This is a genomic window from Colwellia sp. BRX8-7, from assembly GCF_014077275.1.
Taxonomy (GTDB): Bacteria; Pseudomonadota; Gammaproteobacteria; order Enterobacterales; family Alteromonadaceae; genus Colwellia_A.
Genome location: NZ_JACGVP010000005.1, coordinates 138,946 through 157,270, shown reverse-complemented (window position 1 = coordinate 157,270; position 18,325 = coordinate 138,946). Strand labels below are relative to the sequence as shown.

Genomic DNA, 18,325 nt, shown 5'->3' with positions numbered 1-18,325 from the left:
TAAGAAGGTTGTCTCTTTTATGAAAAAACTGTCTGTTTTAGCAACAAGTATTCTTCTTTCCGGCTCTATTGCCGTGGCAAGTTTGCCCGTCCAAGCCAATTTACCTTTTTCCGTTAGTGGTCAACAGTTGCCAAGTTTAGCGCCGATGCTAGAGAAGGTTACTCCAGGTGTCGTGCTAATTTCGGTTACCGGTACCCACGAAGATAAATCTAAAGTACCAGATGCTTTAAAGTTTTTCTTTGGTAATCCTCAACAAAACCAAGCAAGAAAACGTGAATTTCGAGGTTTAGGCTCAGGGGTCATTATTGATGCTGCACAAGGCTACATAGTCACTAATAATCATGTCATCAATGAAGCTGATGAAATTCAAATAACGTTAAAAGACGGTCGTCAAATCACCGCCAAGAGAATTGGCTCCGATGCCAGTAGTGATATCGCTTTACTACAAATAGACGCTGAAGATTTAATTGAAGTAAAATTAGCTGACTCAGATGATATACGAGTTGGAGATTTTGCTGTTGCCATTGGTAGCCCTTTTGGTTTAGGTCAAACCGTCACTTCAGGTATTATAAGTGCTTTAGGACGTAGCGGATTAAACGCGCAGAATTACGAAGACTTTATTCAAACTGATGCTGCTATTAACAGCGGTAATTCAGGTGGCGCACTCATTAACTTACACGGTAAACTTGTTGGCATTAATACGGCAATATTAGGCCCTAATGGTGGCAATGTGGGTATTGGTTTTGCCATACCCAGTAATATGGTCGATAACATTGTTAGACAATTAATTGAGTTCGGCGAAGTTCGCCGCGGTGTACTTGGCGTGTTAGGCCGAAGTGTCAATGGTGAAATCGCCAAGGCACTAGAACTCGAGTCGAGCCAAGGTGGCTTTATCGAGCAAGTCGTTGCTGATTCTGCTGCTGCCGATGCCGGTATTGAGTCTGGTGATGTTATTACCAAAGTGAACGGAAAAGTGGTGAAAACGTTTGCCGCCATTCGAGGAAAGATTGGCTCGATTGGCGCAGGCAAGTCTGTTGAATTAACGGTCATCAAAAAAGACGGTTCAGAAAAGACTTATGACGTTACGCTTAAAAAACAAGAAACAGCAAAAGTAGAGGCCGCAAGCATTCACAGAATGTTAGATGGCGCTGAACTTGAAAATAGTACGAATGATCAAGGTATTGATATTAAGTCAGTCGAAGAAGAAAGTCCCGCCGCCGCTATTGGTTTACAAAGAGGTGACGTGATCAGCGGAATAAACCGCACGCGTATAAAGTCTATAGGTGAATTACGCAGTTACTTAAATGACAACAAAGGGGTTTTTGCGCTCAATATTGTCAGGGGTAATAGCACATTATTTTTAATGATCCGCTAACACCGCAAGGGTGATAATGGACTTATCTAAAGGCTCTTTATGAGCCTTTTTTATTTTTCAAACTATAAGATTAAAGCAGACCTATGCTATGCTAGCGATATTAAACACTCATCATAAAAATTAATTTTGAACATAATAAACCTAATAAAATACATTGTTCGTCCAGCCAGTTATGGCGTGATGTTAGCTGTCACTTTACTTCTATTAGTGCCAGAGTTACGCAACAACACTTTGCAAGTACTACAAAACAATCAACCACAACAACAACCATTATCTTATGCAAAAGCAGTAAGTACCGCCAGTCCTGCTGTTGTTAACATCTATTCAGAAGATATAAGCACTAGCCCTGTCTATGGTGCAAAAGCGAGAAGATCTACCCGCTTAGGTTCAGGGGTTATTATGGATTCTAACGGATATATATTAACCAATTTTCACGTCGTACAAAATGCTGATTTAATTAATGTTGATCTGCAAAATGGCCAACGTTTTCCTGCAGAACTTATTGGTTATGATACTTATACTGATTTAGCCGTCCTTAAAGTAGACACAGCGAACCTACCGGTTATTCCACAAAGAGCTGATTTACAATCACTTGCTGGTGATGTGGTTTTAGCGATAGGTAATCCACTAAATTTAGGACAAACAGTGACTCAAGGCGTGATAAGTGCCACAGGTCGTAGCGGTTTAAGTGTCATTAATTATTTAGAATTATTACAGATGGACGCGGCCATTAATGATGGTAATTCCGGCGGCGCGCTTATCAATACTAATGGCGAGCTGGTAGGTATTAATTCAAGAAAGTTCATTGATACAGAAAGGAATATTCAGGGAATATTTTTCGCCGTTCCTTATTCACTCGCCCATAAAGTGATGAGAAAAATAATTGCTAATGGTCGGGTCATACGTGGCTACTTAGGCGTAAGTATCAACTCGCTACCAAACAACTTTAAAGGTTTTACTATTGCTGGCGTTGAAAAGAACAGCCCTGCCTTTAGAGCTGGCTTACAACCGGGTGATATCGTTTACCAGATTAATAATGTCGCCATTAGTTCATTTATACAAGCACAAGATATTGTGGCTGAAACTCAACCTGGCACCGTATTACCTTTTAAATTAATACGAAAGAAACAGTTAATAGAAGTATCTGTCACTATTTCTGAAAAGGCAAAAGATTAGCCAGTGATTAAAGGATAATGCCAAATGTTTTTAATCTCTTGCGCCAAAAGTTAACAAAAATTTGGCGCTGTTGATAAACAATTTGCCTAGCTCGTTCAGCTCAGCTCAGCAAGACAGTGATTAAATTATAACGCCATGGGTGTTTTATCACTTGGCTAAAAATTAACTAACATCCGGCGCTGTTGATAAACAATTTGCCTAGTTCGTTCAGCTCAGCTCAGCTCAGCAAGACAGTATTGATTACGGCCATTGTTTTTCGCCTGATAGAGTAAACTGTCCGCTTTTTTCATAACATTAGCGACAACAACAGACTGAGACGACTTAACCACCACAGCACCAACACTGACTGTTAATTGTGGCGACACACTAGAATACTGATGTTTGATTTTTTTATCTTTGATCGCTTGAGCAATATTACTGAGCATAATTTCAGCGCCCGCTTTATCACAATCAGGTAAGATGAGCACAAATTCTTCACCACCATAGCGTGCGATAAAGTCTCGTGGTCTTACACAGATTTCACGAAGCGCCTGTCCGACTTGCCTTAAAGCAACATCGCCAGCGCCATGACCGTAGCCATCATTATATTGTTTAAAGTAATCTATATCGAGAATTGCCACGAGTAAATTGGTATGCTCATATTTATTTGCTGCAACTTCATCTTTTAAAACAAGATCCATCTTACGCCGGTTATTAACCCCTGTTAAGGCGTCAATATGAGCAATTTCATCTAACATTTTACGTTGACGAATTAATTCTAAATGCATCATCACGCGAGCAATAACAATGTTGGGTTTAAAGGGCTTATAGATATAATCACAGCCGCCTAAATTAAAACCACGCTCTTCATCATCATCATTAGCTAAACCTGTGATAAAAATGACCGAAATATTGATTGTCTTAGGGTCATTTTTCAAAGAATCGATGACCTCAAAACCAGAAATATCAGGCATAATCACATCTAATAAGATAAGATCAGGAAGATGTTTTCTAGCAAGTTCTCTGGCTTGTTTACCATTTTTCGCAAAAATAATTTTTGCTTGTTCCTGCAACAACTCTTTTAGCATTTTACGGTTTGCTTTATCGTCATCAACAATTAAAATGATTTGCTCTAAAGTTTTCATTTTCCGCTATCAACTTTTTTCTTTTAAAACAGATAATAATCAAGCCAAACTTGACCCACTAATACTCACTTGCCCTTGAGTCGACTAATAGACAAGTTTATTCCTTAATGCTTCGATACGGTTTAATGCGCTAGCGTATTCGATATCTTCAACTAATTCGACAATATTATCAACAAGTTCAACGAGATCACTTCCTCGGGTATATTCGAGTAACTGTGGTAATAAGTCTTCGACTTCTGCATCTTCTTTTTTAAGTAAGTCGACAATAGAATTTAACAGTACGAGTAGTAACTCTTTGTTAATGGCCTTTTTAGGCTCATCACTTAATAAATCTGTATGGCTATTAGTCAAGGTCGCTAAGGCTGATAATATCTTCTGGTGTTCTGTTATCAGTTGTCTCATGAGTGATAAACAGTTCTCAGGTTGCTCTTTTATTTTTCCTTCTAGCTCTGCTGATAACTCAGCTAAACAGAAGGCACCAATGTAAGCGGCATTAGATTTCAAAGAATGAACCATGCGATATAAACTTTCAACGTCTTTATCTTGGTAAGCTTGCTCTATTTTTTGAGGAATTTTTAGGGTACTTTTATGAAAGTCGATAACGAGTTTTTGATAAATATGCTGTCTGCCACCCATCGCCTGCAAGGCTTTCTTACTGTTTAAGCAACTCAGTTGTGCAATGCGATCCATTAATGTTTTTTCGGGGTTATCCGAAATCAACTCAGTAATATCAATATTTTGCTCTTTAATATCGACAGATTTGTTTACCACGGCATTAATTTTATCACTTAAGTATTTTGCCATTAAACTAAATAACGCGTTAGGGTCAATCGGTTTAGTAAAATATTCATTCATACCGGCTGCCAAACATTTATTGAGCTCATCTGGCATCGCGTGAGCTGTCATGGCAATAATAGGCAGCTTTTTAAATTGGGCTTGTTTTCTAATTTCTTGTGTGGCCGTTACCCCATCCATTTCAGGCATTTGAATGTCCATCAAAACTAAGTCATAACTTTTATTGGCTAATTTCTCTAAAGCGACAAGGCCATTTTCTGCAACATCAACATTCGCTTGGGTATCTTCTAAAAACCCTAAAACAACCTGTTGGTTTAACTCATTATCTTCAACTAATAATATGTCGGTTGTTGAAAAATCCATTAAACTTGCATTTTTTATGCTGTAAAAGTCTTCATCAGGGGAGATTTTCAATACATCCATCATCGCCTCTAATAGCAAGCTGGCATTAACAGGTTTCTCTAAGAAGCCATCAATACCCGATGAATGTGCTAACGGCATGGCATCACTTTTATCAAATGCCGTCACCATTAACACTGCTCGAACGTTATATTGATTTTTATCATCTTGTATCGCTTTAGCAAAAGCAATACCATCCATTTTGGGCATACGCCAATCAGTAATAACCAAGTCATAAGATTTATGATTACTTTTTGCCGTTGCTAACAATGCTAATGCTGTTTCTGCGCTGGCTACGGCGGTAATTTCACAATGAAACTCTTGTAACAACTCAGTAATAACATTCAAGCAAAGCTCATTATCATCCACCACTAAAATATTAAGTCCTTTAATAGCGTCAATATTTATCAGTTCATTGCCCGGTAAATCGCTTTTTTCACAGACAATATTAAAGCTAAATTTACTGCCTTTTCCTAACGTACTCTCAACCCAAATCTCACCGCCCATCAAACCACTTAACTCTTTACAAATGGATAAGCCTAAACCTGTGCCACCAAATTTTCGGGTAATTGAACTGTCTGCTTGGGTGAACGACTGAAAGAGGTTATTCATTGTTGATTGTTCGAGACCGATACCTGTATCACTCACACTAAATTCAAGCGTAAGCTGATTACTATCATCAGCCATTAATGACTGTTTAGCCAGACCGACTTCAATAAGGATATGTCCTTGTTCGGTAAACTTAATAGCATTACTCACTAAGTTAACTAAAATTTGCTGCAGGCGAACCGGATCAGACTTGATATGCTTTGGCACATCACTATGTACTTTAACAATAAGCTCTAAATCTTTAGCATGAGCACGCAACGCACAAATATTATTGGTTTTCTTAATTAAGCCACCCATATTCATTGTTACCGACTCTACTGACATTTTACCGGCTTCAATTTTGGAGAAATCTAGAATATCGTTAATTAGCCCTAAAAGCGCTTGAGAAGCGTCTTGGGTTTTGCTAATTAAGTCTTTTTGATGGGGATTTAAATCCGTTTTCAGCGTTAAATAACCTAAACCGATAATAGCATTCATCGGTGTGCGAATTTCATGACTCATTTTAGCCAAAAACTCACCTTTTGCTTGCATCGCATATTCGAGTTCAACGGTACGCTCAGCGACTTTCGTCTCTAAACTGCGGTTAATATCTAGCAAGGTTAAATGCGTTTCAACACGCGATAATAGTTCGTATTTTGAGATAGGTTTAGTTAAATAATCATTACCGCCAGCAGAAAAACTTTCAACTAAGTCAACGACTTGATTTTTAGCCGTTAAAAAGATCACCGGTAACTCATTAACTGAATATTTTTCTCGAAGTTTTCGACAGACTTCATAACCTGAAATTTTTGGCATCATAATATCAAGTAAAATTAAATCAAACGGACGTTCCCCCGCCAACAAGCCTTCACTCGCTTGTTCAATAAGCGCTAAAGCTTGCTCACCACCGTGGGCTTGAAAAAGCTGATAATCCAGTGGCAATAAATAGTTATTTAAGACTTGACGGTTAATCGGATCGTCATCAACGATTAATACTCGAAAATCATTATTCTCCTTATTGGTCGTATTATCTTTCGGTGATAAAATATCAACAGGAAAGTAGTCAATAGTGTCATCTAGGGCCTGTAATCGTGATAACTGTTGCTTAGTTTGCTCATGGTTTACATCCCCCACGGCGATAAGTTCACTTAATTCACTATCACTTATATCGTAAATCGGAAGCGTGAAGCTAAATATGCTGCCTTTATTCTGTGTCGAGCTTACCGTTATAGTACCGCCATGTAACTCAACAAGCTGTTTAGAAACCGCTAAGCCTAAACCTGTGCCACTTGCGGCACGCGTCTCGTTACCCGTAACTTGTTCAAATGATTTAAAAATAGTCGCCAAATTTTCTGTTGCAATCCCAATCCCAGTATCACTGATATCAATACAAACAAATTGCTGTTCATCAGTACGGCTATTGCCCACTAATTGCGCAGAAATAGTCACTGTACCTGATGGGGTAAACTTAATGGCATTGCCAACTAAATTAAAAAGAATTTGCTGCAAACGGTCCTCATCAGCTTTGACCGCAGGGAAATCTTTAGCAATATTATTAATTAGTTCAATGTCTTTTGTTTTTAATGTGGCTCGAGATAAAGTAAAGACCACATCAACCATACTGTTAATATCAATTGCAGAGGTCTGTATTTGTAAACCATGATTTTTTAATTTTGAAAAATCTAAGATATCATTCACTAAGTTTGATAACCGTCGACCACTCGCCACCACCATGGATAGGTCATGATTCGCTTTTTCCGGCAACTGCCCAGCAACACCGTCAATTAATGACTCGGCTAAACCAATAATACCGTTTAAAGGAGTACGTAACTCATGGGAAGTATTAGCTAAAAATTCATCTTTTAATTTATCAACACGGGTTAAACGTAAATTAATGGCTTGCTCTTTTAAACGTTGGTAATTCAAACGATATATATAAGAGATTAGCGCGCCAATACCGACAATAAAATAAAAAGTAAACGCCCACCAAGAAAGCCATGGCGCTGGTAATACCGTAACGTTTAATGACTTCCCTTGTTCGTTCCAGTAGCCGTCACCATTACTGGCTTTTACCCGAAAGACATAATCGCCTGCGGGTAAATTGGTGTAAGTGGCTCGGCGATTTTTTGCATCGGTATAAACCCATTTTTCATCAAAGCCTTCAAGTGTGTAAGCATATTTATTACTCATTGGCTCAGAAAAGTGGAGAGCTGAAAATTCAAAAGTGATCAGTTTTTCAAGGTGAGTTAACGTTAGTTGTGTTAATTCATTGATGACGGCATCAAGCATAAATGGCTGTTCAGTTTTATTGCCACTTTCTTCATATGAGCCCACTTTAACCGTTTCGTTATGTACCAAAAAATTGGTTAGGACAATGTTGGGTAATCTGGTGTCGTCTTTAATATCTTGTGGATAAAAATGGTTATAACCATTAACACCACCAAAAAACAACTCACCCGATTTGCTTTTATAATATGAAAGTGTGGCAAACTCCTTTGATTGAAGTCCATCGGTAACATCATAATTTTTAAAATTTTCTGTTTCTGGATTAAAGTGTGACAAGCCATTAGTCGTACTCAACCATAAGTGACCTTGTTCATCTTCTAAGATGCCATAAATAGTAGAACTGGCAAGACCATGTTTTTCTTTATAATGGGTGAACTTTTCTGTTAATGGGTCAAATTTATTTAAACCATTTGAAGTCCCCAACCATAAAATACCGTCACTCGTTTGATGAATGGCATCAACAAATTGATTACTAAGGCTATTGTCATTTTTGGGGTCGTGCTTAAAGTGCGTAAAAGTATTCGTTTTAGGATCAAACTTATTCAAGCCACTAAACATGGTGCCGAGCCAAAGAAAGCCTTTATCGTCTTTATGTATCGCCCATATATTATTTCCTGACAAAGAATTTATATTGTTAGGATCGTGCATAAAGCGAGTAAACTTTTTAGTGCGCGTATCAAATTTATTGAGACCGCCCCCCCAAGTACCTATCCATAAAGTATGCTCATTCTCTTGAAAAATAGGTAGTATTTTATTATGGCTAATACTGTTTGGATCATCAGGATTATGCATAAAGCGCGTAAAAACTTTTGTTTTAACATCAAAAAGATTTAAACCACCACCAACGGTACCCACCCAAACACCTTGTTTTTCATCATTGATTAACCAAGTAACCGTATTCGATCCTATGCTATTATTATTGGTCGGATCATGTAAATATTGATGATATTCGCCTGTCGTTTTGTCATATTCATTTAACCCTGACTGATAGGTTGAAATTAATAATTTATCGGTAGAGTGTTCCAAAAAGTGAAAAAAAGCACCACCTTGTAAGTTATTATTTTTTGTAACATCTTGTACTGTATGGTTAAATTGTTCTCTAGATACGTCATATTTATCAATACCATTGATATATGTACCTATCCATAGGTTATTTGCATTATCATTAATAATGGCTCTGATATCATTGTCGATTAAGCTATCAGGGTTTTTCTTGTCTGATTGCAGGTGCTCAATACTTTTGCTGATGAGGTTATAGCGATAAAGCCCCTTATTCCTAGTCGTTATCCATAAGTCTTTATTATTCTGTAATAAAAATGAGGTAATATGGCTACTAGCAAGTTCATTAATTAATGTGTTGTGATCACTAAGCAAACCACTTTTCTTGTGGTATAAATGCAAACCATTTTCAGTGCCCAACCATAATGTATTATCGTCATATTCTAAAAGGCTGGTGATACTTTGCTCTTTCAACTCTATTTTCACAGCGTTCAGCGTCTTAGCTTTCATATCAAAAAAACTAAGTCCACCTTGCGTACCCAGCCATAAATCATTGTTGCTATCTTCGAGAATAGCTTGAATATTGTTACGTAAGGCATTATTTTCTTCACTCTGGTGGGAGAATAGAATAAAGCTTTCGCCATTAAATTTATTTAATCCATTTTTGGTGCCTACCCATAAGCTACCAAACTTATCAGCAGTTAATGTTTGAACAATATTGTTACTCAAACTATTATTTTGTTTATTGTCATGTAGAAACGTAGTAAATAACTCGGTACTTTTATTAAACCTATTTAAACCGTTTACTGTTCCAAACCATAAATTTTCATTGCTATCTTGAGTAATCGATAAAACATTATTATTAGATAAACTATCAAGTTTATCGCTATTGCTGCGAAAAACTTTAAATTGATAACCGTCAAAGCGATTAAGACCATCAGTAGTACCAGCCCAAATAAAGCCTTGTTTATCGTGATAAAGAGCTTGCACCGATGCTTGTGATAAACCTTGGTCACGAGAGAAGTGATCAAAACTATACTGCGAGTTTTCTGCATAGCTGTGTAGCGAAGTAGCACATAATATGATGAGGGAAAGTAATTGAATTAAGCAGCGCATTTGTTTCTTCTTTTTATAAATAATGATTCAAGTAAGCTGGTATGTAGCTTAAATATAAAGTTTGACATCAACAAGTTATAATTAAAATTATCCCTTGACAAGAAATTCAATTAATTACTATGCTATTGCAGCTTTATTTCAATGTACTGGTATAAAGTAAGGTAAATAATACCTCTAATCTAAGGATAAAAATATGTCTAATAATAAAAGTAACGCAGATCATCTACATGACGCTGGAGTAGTTAATAAAGCAGAGCTAAGTGATGAACACCTAAAAGCCATCGATAGTTTATCAAAAGAAGAAGTTGCACAATTAGAGTCTATTCATAAAAGTGCGAACAAAGACAATGATAAGCCTGTTGGCGTTATTGTTTAATGGAAAAAAAGAATACGTTACCGCATTACCAACGTTTAAATACAAACCTTTTGTTAATGAAAATGCGAGCAGGGGCTGTAAATAGTACTTTTACTCAACTTGCTTGTTACCCTGATGTTTGTATAGAACAAGCCATCGTAAATTATAAAATATCAACGACATCTACAGAGTTGATGAAAGAAGTTATTCGTTGCGCTAAATTACGACCTGAAGACCCTATATCAAAACCCCTTATTGCTTACATGGAACAACATATTCCTGAAGAGCTTAATCACGACGAGTGGTGCTTAGAAGACTTAGAAGTACTTGGGGTGCCCAGAGAGTCTGTTATTAATAAAATACCTTCAACCAATTTAGCCGCCTTAATTGGTTCACAATATTACTGGATCCGCCATGCTGACCCGATTGCCTTTATGGGATACTTGGCCTGTTTAGAGGTGAACCACCCTACCGTAGAATATGTTGAAACATTAATTGAAACTTCAGGTCTACCGGCAGCAGGCTTTAACAGTTTAATGCATCATGCCAAAGTTGATTCACATCATAAGCAAGATATTATAGATACGATAAACGCTTTACCATTAACGCAAGAGCAATATAAATTGATGGAACTAAGTGCTTTTCAGACTTATCGCTATGTCGCTTTAGTGATGGAAGATGTTTGTCGGGTAGCACCCGTTCAACAAAAAACGAGTACTTAATATCAAAGTTCGTTATTATTCTTTGTGGTAAGAAAAATATTTATCTGATTATTTTTCACATAATTTGGTAACTGTTTTTTATATCCACTCACTCGATGGCAACCGCCTTTGCTGCTTTATCTAAATTCAAATATCCTGAAGGATAATCTTTTACATCGGGTAATTTTGGCGTTTTCCCTTTTAATGCAAGTGCTAAATAACAGTGACTTAATGATAGCAACAATTTATTTTTTATCAGTATTGCTAATGCTTTATTCACGTTGATGTCATCATTAGGGAGTGCTAACTCGGCTAACTTACTGATCAAACGACTTTTTGATACTGGCTCTTCACATAATCTGTAAATACATGCTGTTAAACCTGATAATTGATGGGTAACGTTAGTAGCCACTTTACGGGTGTCAATAACAACAATATTTTCGCCTTGGTCGCTCATATAAAGTAAGGGTACTGAGCTACCACTCCACTGCTGTGACCATAGCGTAACTTGCTCTTGTAGTAACTTATGACCCGCTACATTGTGAACATTACCAACAGTTAAACTAAAAACAGCTTGATCTTTTGTTGATTTCTCATCAAAAAAATAGGCGATATTAGCAAGTTCATTCTCTGTTAAAGGATAAATATACTGATAACTTTGTAATGGTTCAAGCGTTAGGCCGTACTTTTTAGGGTCTTTAAAATAAGGGCTAAAGCGCGGATAGCGTATTTTAATCAATTCATGATAAGGTGGTTGTAAGTGCATAATAAGCGGCAGTATTTCTGCAATTTCATCATACCAATGGTCTTTTTCATTTGGCGCTCCACATAACAAATTCCATGAAACCCTCACACCAAAATTTAAGCTCCATTTAAGTGCAGAAACATTTTGAATACCTGTAGCACCTTTAGCAACGAGCTTTAAAAAATCGTCGTGTAAACTTTCAAAGCCAGGTTGTATCCATTTTACCCCAGCATCAGCTAGTTGAGCGACATGCTCTTTTTTCAGGTTAGACTTTGTTTCATAAAAAATATTATATTTTTGTTCCTTACTTAATGCAGGTAGCACTGTTTTCATGTATTCCATCGGTAAAATATTATCAACAATTTCTAATTTATTAATGTTGTATTTTTGATGAAGCTCCTCAAATTCAGCTAATACTGCTGACGAAGACTTTGAGCGATGCGTCATGCTAACACCGTTTAAGCCACAAAAGGTGCAATGCTTTTTGGCTCCCCACCAGCATCCTCTCGAGGTTTCAGCTAACAACCCCGGATGAATACTTGCCGTTAAATCTAAATGATCTAACGTACTAAAATAGCTGTCGTAAATGGGGATACCTACCTGAGCCATATCTTCAATATAACCACGTGGTGGCTTGGTTGACACCTTGTTTTGTGAGAGCAATAAGTCATTATTTTTTTGGCAAATAAAACCATGCGGTAAGTTATGCGTGCCAATAAATTCATTACGCATCAGCTTATCAATGAACTTACCGATAACGTCGTCACACTCACCTGAAAAAACGTAATCAACCCACGGAAAAGACTCACTGATGGTTTGCCCCATAATACTTTCACAATTTGCCCCTCCCATCATTGTTACTACATTGCTATTTTTTTCTTTGATCATGCGTAGTAACGCCAAAGAGGCACAATTTTGTTGGAAGGTAGAAGTACAGGCTACGACTTTGGGTGAGTCTGCTAGGATGCGATCAGCTAATTCAGCAATATATTGTTCCGCTTTATTTCTAGTGGATAAAAGTTGCTGTTTTATGATGTCGGTCAAATCAGTGAATAGCCCAAAGAAACCGTCGTCATCACGTTTTTTGTCCGGAAAAGCACCACGAGAAAATGTCCATTCGCCAATGAGATGTTCAAAAAAAGAGTTGTCTATTTGATCATAAAGTTCAAGGCCAATTTTTGTCGAGAATTCAACATTGCCATATATTGTTTCTACTTGGTGACCATATTTATTAATATAATTTTCAATAAGCCCCAGTGCTAGAGAAGGCCGAGTAATTGAAGAATACGGCATATTGATCAAGTAGATAGTTGAAAGCATGAAAGAGACAAGTCTTATTAAATTTAATTAAACGATATATTAACAACTAAAATTATTTTTCGCTTCCTTTAATCTCTTTTGTATAAAGGACAAAGTTTGTACACTTTTATCGACCTAACAAAACAAATATTGTATCTTTAGTCATTGTTATTGTTTATAAAGTTAAAAAAGACATGGAAGCCTTGCATAAAAGAACCATACAACCTGATATCCATGATCATCGTGATCACCAATTTTGTCTACATCACGGTGACAAATCGCCCCAGTACAGCCATATAACTTGCCCAATTAAATTAAAAGAGCAAATGGCTGAAGATATTCTCCCTATGGTAGATTTACGCAAGAGTCTTACCTCTGAGATAATTAACCAAGGCTTACTTAATTCATGTTCAGCCTGTGCTATTGCAGTAGCGGCTGAACTTTATTTAGTCAAAGATAATCAGCCTTTTATTAATGAGAACATCAGTAATATCGATGCTTCACAAATGTTCATTTACTACAATGAGCGCGTAATAGAAGGTAAAGTTGATTTAAATGCCCCTGTTTTTATTCGTAACGGAATTAAATCTTTGTTTAAAAACGGCATTTGTTCAGAAGTCTCTTGGCCTTATCCTGAAACAACATTACCCAAAAGCATTAAAAATATTATTAGGACAGGCAGCGTTGCAGAAATTACAGCAGCGATAGCAAAAGCACTAAAAGACAATGAAACCGAATTACATGCTGCTATTTCACAAAGCCCCTCTATGCAGGCTCTCACACAAGCAAAAAAACATATAATCAACCGTTATTGCAAATTAACCCTAGATAACGGTTTGCTAGACCTAAAAATGTCTTTGTCGAAAGGCTTTCCTGTTATTTTTGGCATGATGGTACCGAGAAGTTTTTATTTAACACCGGCGAGTGGTATTTTTACTATGCCTTCCCAAAATGAAATTAGGCTCGGTGGTCATGCCTTACTAGCGGTTGGATATAATGATGCCGCGCAGCACTTTATTGTTAGAAATTCATGGGGTGAAGAATTTGGCGACAAAGGCTATTGCTATATACCTTATGATTTTTTTATTGGTAAATATAACACCAATCAAATAAGTCAGCCTGAAGAGACACAAGATAACACCTTTAGCTTTTGGTGCCTGACTCATGACTAATTACTCGGTAACAAGTTATGAGTCATCGGTGTGACCATTTAATGGCATTAATCTTAGGTAGATAAACTTAGATACATAAACTTAGGTACATAAACTTAGATACATTAGCCTAACCATCAATCAATACCGTTAATATTTGCGGATTATTGTGCAATGTTCGATGCACTGGACAACGGTCAGCTATTTCCATTAATCGTTTTTTTTCATTATCACTTAACGGCCCAAACAACTGAACTTTGCGAAGTAATGATTCTATCTTTTCATCATGCTCTGACGCTTTGTCTGCATCATTTAAATAATTACGCTCGTGGGATAAAGAAACTTCAACGTGCTGAAGCGGAATTTTTTTGTGGTCGGCATACATACGGATGGTCATTGCCGTGCAAGTACCTAGAGCAGCAAGTAAATGTTCATAAGGATCTGGACCTGAATTCTTCGCGCCTGACTGAGTCGGTTCATCCGCATACCAGTGATGGCTATCACTAAAAACTTCCTGCTGAAATTTGTGATCAAGCTCAGCAACCAAAACATGTCCCTTTGTAATGTTAACAGTCGAGATTTCAGGCGCGGGAAGATAACGACTCGCCCACCCTGAAATTGTTTGAGCAACATATTCACTATCAATTGATTTGGATAAAAGGTGATCAGCGGTATCTAAGCTAACAAAACTTTTAGGGTGTTTTGCCGCTTTGTAGATTTTCTCTGCATCTGCGATATCTACGGTTAAGTCAATCGGAGAGTGTAAGACCAATAAGGCTTTATTCAAGTGTTGTATATGTTCTGTCGTTTGATTACGTAAATCATCCAAAAATTGCTTCTTAATTGTAAATTCACGAGAACCTAAACTCACTTTCGCCGAACCGCTTTGTTCAATTTTATCAAGGTGTGCATCAAAGTTATGTATAACATGGCTTGCCTCATATGGGGCACCAATCGTTACTACGGCTTTAACTTTTGGAAGTTGTGAAGCCATAGCTAAAACAGCCGCGCCACCAAGACTATGACCTATTAAAAGTTGAGGAGCTTGATAATTTTTTTCAAGGAAGTGAGCGGCTGACAGTAAATCTTCAGTATTGGATGAAAAATTAGTATTGGCAAAATCACCGTCACTATTTCCTAAGCCAGTGAAGTCAAAACGAAAAACGGCAAAACCATGTTGCACCAAAAATCGACTAATACGTGATGCTGCCGCTATATCTTTACCACAAGTAAAACAGTGGGCAAAAAGTACATAGGCTCGAGTTTTTTGATCAGGCGTTTCTAACAAACCTGCTAGATATTGACCTTGGCTAGGAAATTCTACTTTTTTTCTCATCGGTTCTCTCCTGTGTGTTAATTAACGGCGTTAACTTACGTGCTATACGTAGATGACGTTAAGTAAGCAACAGTGGGTCGATAACCGCTTGCCAGTCGGTTAACCTTGATTGGTGATCTAACGGTACTTTACCAGCATTATTTATAAATAATGTTGGTGTTGCCCATACAGCCTTGGTGGCAGCATAACGAATAGGAGTACGAGCCTGGATGTAAGTATCGTTATTATTCATGCTTTTAATAAAATTTTCGCGGTCTACGTTGGCATGCTCTTCAGAAAAATCGGCTATCAATTGAATTAAATCATAGTGAGACTTATGTAAAAACTTATCATTATAAAATTGTGCTTGTCGCTCAAATATAAATGTTGTGAAATCATAAAATTTACTGGCGTCACCCTGTGCTAATGCAAAGAGCCCTAAACTCATATCCCAAGCCTGTCGGTGATTGCTTAGGGTGATTAAATGCACTCTAAGACTGACAGGCTTATCTTTATAATGTTTAGACACTGCCAGTAACGTTGGCCAGATAGTGCGAGAATGTGGGCATTGAATATCAATAAAAGCATCAAGAGTAATAAGTGCTGCTGCATCACCAAGAAGGAAGCCGCTCGGGCGATGAGGAATAGGTATAGTCATTACAAATATTTCCCTGTATTACTTATCATTGATGATTATAGCTAAATAAATTACCTATGAGACTGTTGAAACTTTGCCATTGAATAACTGTTTTTCAACAAGTCGGTCTAATGCAAAGCGCCCACCATTAAAGATAACAACCAATGCGAGTAATACTCCCCATAATACATGTTCAGCATAGGCGACTGGCGCAATATCTTCTAAACTTATCACAGCAACAATATTAACAAAAAACAAACCTAAAGCAGAAAATCGACTCGCTAATCCAGCCATTAATAACAAGGGTAAAATAATTTCTGCACCTGTACCTAAATAAGCGGCTAATTCAAACGGTAATACAGGTACTTGATATTCATATTCAAATAACATCAGTGTACTCTCCCAATCTCTGAGCTTCGTTAGTCCAGAGGCAAAAAAGGCCCAAGCAACATAAAAACGCGCAGCTAACAATGCGACGGGTTCTAACATACTAATTTTACTGGCAACATTACGATAAAAAAAGCTGGTTTGTAAGAATAGATTTTGTAAAGTATCCATGGTTATTTCTCTTTAAAATAATAAATTAAGTTACGCTCAATAGCACTAATCAGCCATTGTTCAAATGAAAATTCGTTGTCATGATTTACTGCATTAAGGGCTTGTTCTAATGATTTACCAGCCAGTAAGTCATTGATAAAAAGACCTTCATTTATAGTTAATGTTGTTACTTTTGGCTGATATTCAGGACGGTAAACCATCACAAATTGTTCTAAAGGTTTTACTGATAGTGCTTGCCTTGCATTATTCATTGCCATTTTTCGTTGAAGTTCATCTTCATGATGATGTGCATAAAAAATATTTTCTAATGGAAATGCTGTTTTCAACACGCGCACATTCTGATTAAATTCAATAAAAATATCCTTAGGTTCACTTTCACCAAGCACTTGCAATGACGTTTGTACCAAGGTCTGATCACGACCATTTAATGCACAATGAATGTGCCAATCTAGAGCAGAACAATCAGAAATATAAGGATAAATCATAGCTATTTTTGTTGTTTCTAAAAAGTGAGAAAAATTTTCTCCCCATAGAGCCCAGTCGCCTTGGTCTGGTGGCGATCTCCTTAAAAATTGATAAACTAGGTCTTCGCCAATATCACTATCTAACAATTCAAATACTGTTGGAAAACTAATCGTCAATGCTCGTTGAGCGTTAGCCAGTAGGTTTCGTCGATAAACAGTAATACCTTTAGCGTCAAAACCACATTGTTCTAAGACGGTTGAACCTTCATTCCAAATAACGTCTAGCAATGTTTGCTGGAGACTTTTATTGGGTTCATTTCTACCTGGTTCATTAATGCTTAGCTCAATTTCAGGTTGTTCACTCATGTGCTCTTTCTCACTAATACCGCATGGGCAATATCACGCGCTTTTTTAGCTTCAGCAACCAGTACTGACCACTCGGGCAAATCGCTGTCCCATTCAATGAGTGTTGGCAGTGCCCCAAAACGGGTTAGCGCTTTTTTATAGCCTAACCAAACTTCATCAGAAACGGGGCAAGCATGATCATCAATGGTTAACTCTCCTACCAAAGGTATGCTACAACCGGCTAAGTGAATTTGTGCCACACTCGCCACGGGTAATTCATTAATATAATCAGCTATAGATTGCTGAATATCGCCGTTATCAAAATTTACACTATTAACGGCAATATTATTAATATCTAATAATATTTTTGCCCCCGTACGTTGATAGAGCTGTGTTAAAAATTCAGCCTCTGAAAGATGGCTTTCATCAAACTTTATATAAGCAGAAACATTTTCAATGATAAGTTCTCGCCCTAAAAAATCTTGTACTTTTTCAACTTGTTCACACATCGAGGCTAACGTCTGCTGAGTATGGGCAATCGGTAACAGATCACCACTGTGAATAACTTGCCCTTGTTGCTGTCCCCAAGTAAAACAGGCATGTTCAGACATAAGAAATGGGTCAATATTTTCCGTTAATTTTTTCAAACGATCCAAGTAATACTGCGGAATGTTCTGTGCAGAGCCAAGCCCCATTGACGTTGAATGCAAACTGACTGGGTATTTCTCTCTAACTTGTTTAAGTACAGATAACGCAGCGCCGCCTTGACCAAAAAAGTTCTCCGAATGTACTTCAATAAAATCAACCTGTTTGGGCTGAGTTAGTATGTCGGTAAAATGAGGGTGCCTTAGACCAACGCCTATCATTACATTACTGTTTAATACCGACATACTCATT

Annotated in this window: 13 protein-coding genes; 5 read left to right on the top strand and 8 right to left on the bottom strand. The window is 37.3% G+C overall.

From position 1 onward, the window contains the following. Window positions 1-19: 19 nt before the first annotated feature. Together H4J57_RS06785 and H4J57_RS06780 are read left to right on the top strand one after the other, a co-directional pair. Entirely contained in the window at window positions 20-1,375 is a 1,356-nt protein-coding gene (locus tag H4J57_RS06785) for a Do family serine endopeptidase (protein WP_182221764.1), read from the top strand. Between the two features lie 126 nt (window positions 1,376-1,501). Next, the gene (locus H4J57_RS06780) at window positions 1,502-2,551 is read left to right on the top strand and encodes a trypsin-like peptidase domain-containing protein (protein ID WP_220465261.1); all 1,050 of its coding nucleotides are present in this window, start codon (window positions 1,502-1,504) and stop codon (window positions 2,549-2,551) included. 212 nt (window positions 2,552-2,763) lie between these two features. Here H4J57_RS06780 and H4J57_RS06775 read toward each other — a convergent pair whose 3' ends face one another. Together H4J57_RS06775 and H4J57_RS06770 are read right to left on the bottom strand one after the other, a co-directional pair. Then, window positions 2,764-3,675 carry a diguanylate cyclase domain-containing protein gene (locus H4J57_RS06775; RefSeq protein ID WP_182230198.1) on the bottom strand — a complete coding sequence of 304 codons (912 nt, stop codon included), beginning with the start codon at window positions 3,673-3,675 and terminating at the stop codon, window positions 2,764-2,766. An 84-nt stretch (window positions 3,676-3,759) separates the two neighbouring features. Continuing rightward, window positions 3,760-9,858, bottom strand: a complete 6,099-nt coding sequence (locus H4J57_RS06770) for a response regulator (protein ID WP_182242321.1) — start codon at window positions 9,856-9,858, stop codon at window positions 3,760-3,762. A 193-nt stretch (window positions 9,859-10,051) separates the two neighbouring features. On the opposite strand from H4J57_RS06770, the gene H4J57_RS06765 reads away from it, so the two are divergent. Together H4J57_RS06765 and H4J57_RS06760 are read left to right on the top strand one after the other, a co-directional pair. After that, window positions 10,052-10,234, top strand: coding sequence for a hypothetical protein (locus H4J57_RS06765; protein WP_182242320.1), 183 nt, complete (start codon window positions 10,052-10,054; stop codon window positions 10,232-10,234). After that, complete coding sequence (locus tag H4J57_RS06760) at window positions 10,234-10,935, top strand: iron-containing redox enzyme family protein (RefSeq protein WP_182242319.1); 702 nt, start codon at window positions 10,234-10,236, stop codon at window positions 10,933-10,935. The genes H4J57_RS06765 and H4J57_RS06760 overlap by 1 nt, the downstream gene beginning before the upstream one ends. A gap of 88 nt (window positions 10,936-11,023) precedes the next feature. Here H4J57_RS06760 and H4J57_RS06755 read toward each other — a convergent pair whose 3' ends face one another. Beyond that, window positions 11,024-12,979, bottom strand: coding sequence for a RiPP maturation radical SAM C-methyltransferase (locus H4J57_RS06755; protein ID WP_182242318.1), 1,956 nt, complete (start codon window positions 12,977-12,979; stop codon window positions 11,024-11,026). 173 nt (window positions 12,980-13,152) lie between these two features. On the opposite strand from H4J57_RS06755, the gene H4J57_RS06750 reads away from it, so the two are divergent. Further along, window positions 13,153-14,130, top strand: coding sequence for a C1 family peptidase (locus H4J57_RS06750; protein WP_182230201.1), 978 nt, complete (start codon window positions 13,153-13,155; stop codon window positions 14,128-14,130). A gap of 109 nt (window positions 14,131-14,239) precedes the next feature. Here the strand turns inward: H4J57_RS06750 and H4J57_RS06745 are convergent, their stop codons facing one another. From H4J57_RS06745 to H4J57_RS06725, 5 genes are read right to left on the bottom strand one after another with little or no spacing between them, the layout of a single operon-like run. Beyond that, window positions 14,240-15,445 carry a bifunctional alpha/beta hydrolase/OsmC family protein gene (locus tag H4J57_RS06745; protein ID WP_182242317.1) on the bottom strand — a complete coding sequence of 402 codons (1,206 nt, stop codon included), beginning with the start codon at window positions 15,443-15,445 and terminating at the stop codon, window positions 14,240-14,242. Window positions 15,446-15,503: 58 nt separating this feature from the next. Next, the gene (locus H4J57_RS06740) at window positions 15,504-16,082 is read right to left on the bottom strand and encodes a thioredoxin domain-containing protein (RefSeq protein WP_182242316.1); all 579 of its coding nucleotides are present in this window, start codon (window positions 16,080-16,082) and stop codon (window positions 15,504-15,506) included. A gap of 54 nt (window positions 16,083-16,136) precedes the next feature. Continuing rightward, window positions 16,137-16,619, bottom strand: a complete 483-nt coding sequence (locus tag H4J57_RS06735) for a DoxX family protein (RefSeq protein ID WP_182242315.1) — start codon at window positions 16,617-16,619, stop codon at window positions 16,137-16,139. Between the two features lie 2 nt (window positions 16,620-16,621). Continuing rightward, window positions 16,622-17,449, bottom strand: coding sequence for a putative DNA-binding domain-containing protein (locus H4J57_RS06730; protein WP_182242314.1), 828 nt, complete (start codon window positions 17,447-17,449; stop codon window positions 16,622-16,624). After that, complete coding sequence (locus tag H4J57_RS06725) at window positions 17,446-18,324, bottom strand: DUF692 domain-containing protein (RefSeq protein ID WP_259366810.1); 879 nt, start codon at window positions 18,322-18,324, stop codon at window positions 17,446-17,448. The genes H4J57_RS06730 and H4J57_RS06725 overlap by 4 nt, the downstream gene beginning before the upstream one ends. Window position 18,325 lies beyond the last annotated feature (1 nt).

Excerpts from the sequence above, each read along its gene's own strand:
- H4J57_RS06785 (WP_182221764.1), top strand. The coding sequence starts at position 20 with ATGAAAAAACTGTCTGTTTTAGCAACAAGTATTCTTCTTTCCGGCTCT.
- H4J57_RS06775 (WP_182230198.1), bottom strand. The coding sequence starts at position 3,675 with ATGAAAACTTTAGAGCAAATCATTTTAATTGTTGATGACGATAAAGCA.
- H4J57_RS06770 (WP_182242321.1), bottom strand. The coding sequence starts at position 9,858 with ATGCGCTGCTTAATTCAATTACTTTCCCTCATCATATTATGTGCTACT.
- H4J57_RS06765 (WP_182242320.1), top strand. The coding sequence starts at position 10,052 with ATGTCTAATAATAAAAGTAACGCAGATCATCTACATGACGCTGGAGTA.
- H4J57_RS06760 (WP_182242319.1), top strand. The coding sequence starts at position 10,234 with ATGGAAAAAAAGAATACGTTACCGCATTACCAACGTTTAAATACAAAC.
- H4J57_RS06755 (WP_182242318.1), bottom strand. The coding sequence starts at position 12,979 with ATGCTTTCAACTATCTACTTGATCAATATGCCGTATTCTTCAATTACT.
- H4J57_RS06750 (WP_182230201.1), top strand. The coding sequence starts at position 13,153 with ATGGAAGCCTTGCATAAAAGAACCATACAACCTGATATCCATGATCAT.
- H4J57_RS06745 (WP_182242317.1), bottom strand. The coding sequence starts at position 15,445 with ATGAGAAAAAAAGTAGAATTTCCTAGCCAAGGTCAATATCTAGCAGGT.
- H4J57_RS06740 (WP_182242316.1), bottom strand. The coding sequence starts at position 16,082 with ATGACTATACCTATTCCTCATCGCCCGAGCGGCTTCCTTCTTGGTGAT.
- H4J57_RS06735 (WP_182242315.1), bottom strand. The coding sequence starts at position 16,619 with ATGGATACTTTACAAAATCTATTCTTACAAACCAGCTTTTTTTATCGT.
- H4J57_RS06730 (WP_182242314.1), bottom strand. The coding sequence starts at position 17,449 with ATGAGTGAACAACCTGAAATTGAGCTAAGCATTAATGAACCAGGTAGA.
- H4J57_RS06725 (WP_259366810.1), bottom strand. The coding sequence starts at position 18,324 with ATGAGTATGTCGGTATTAAACAGTAATGTAATGATAGGCGTTGGTCTA.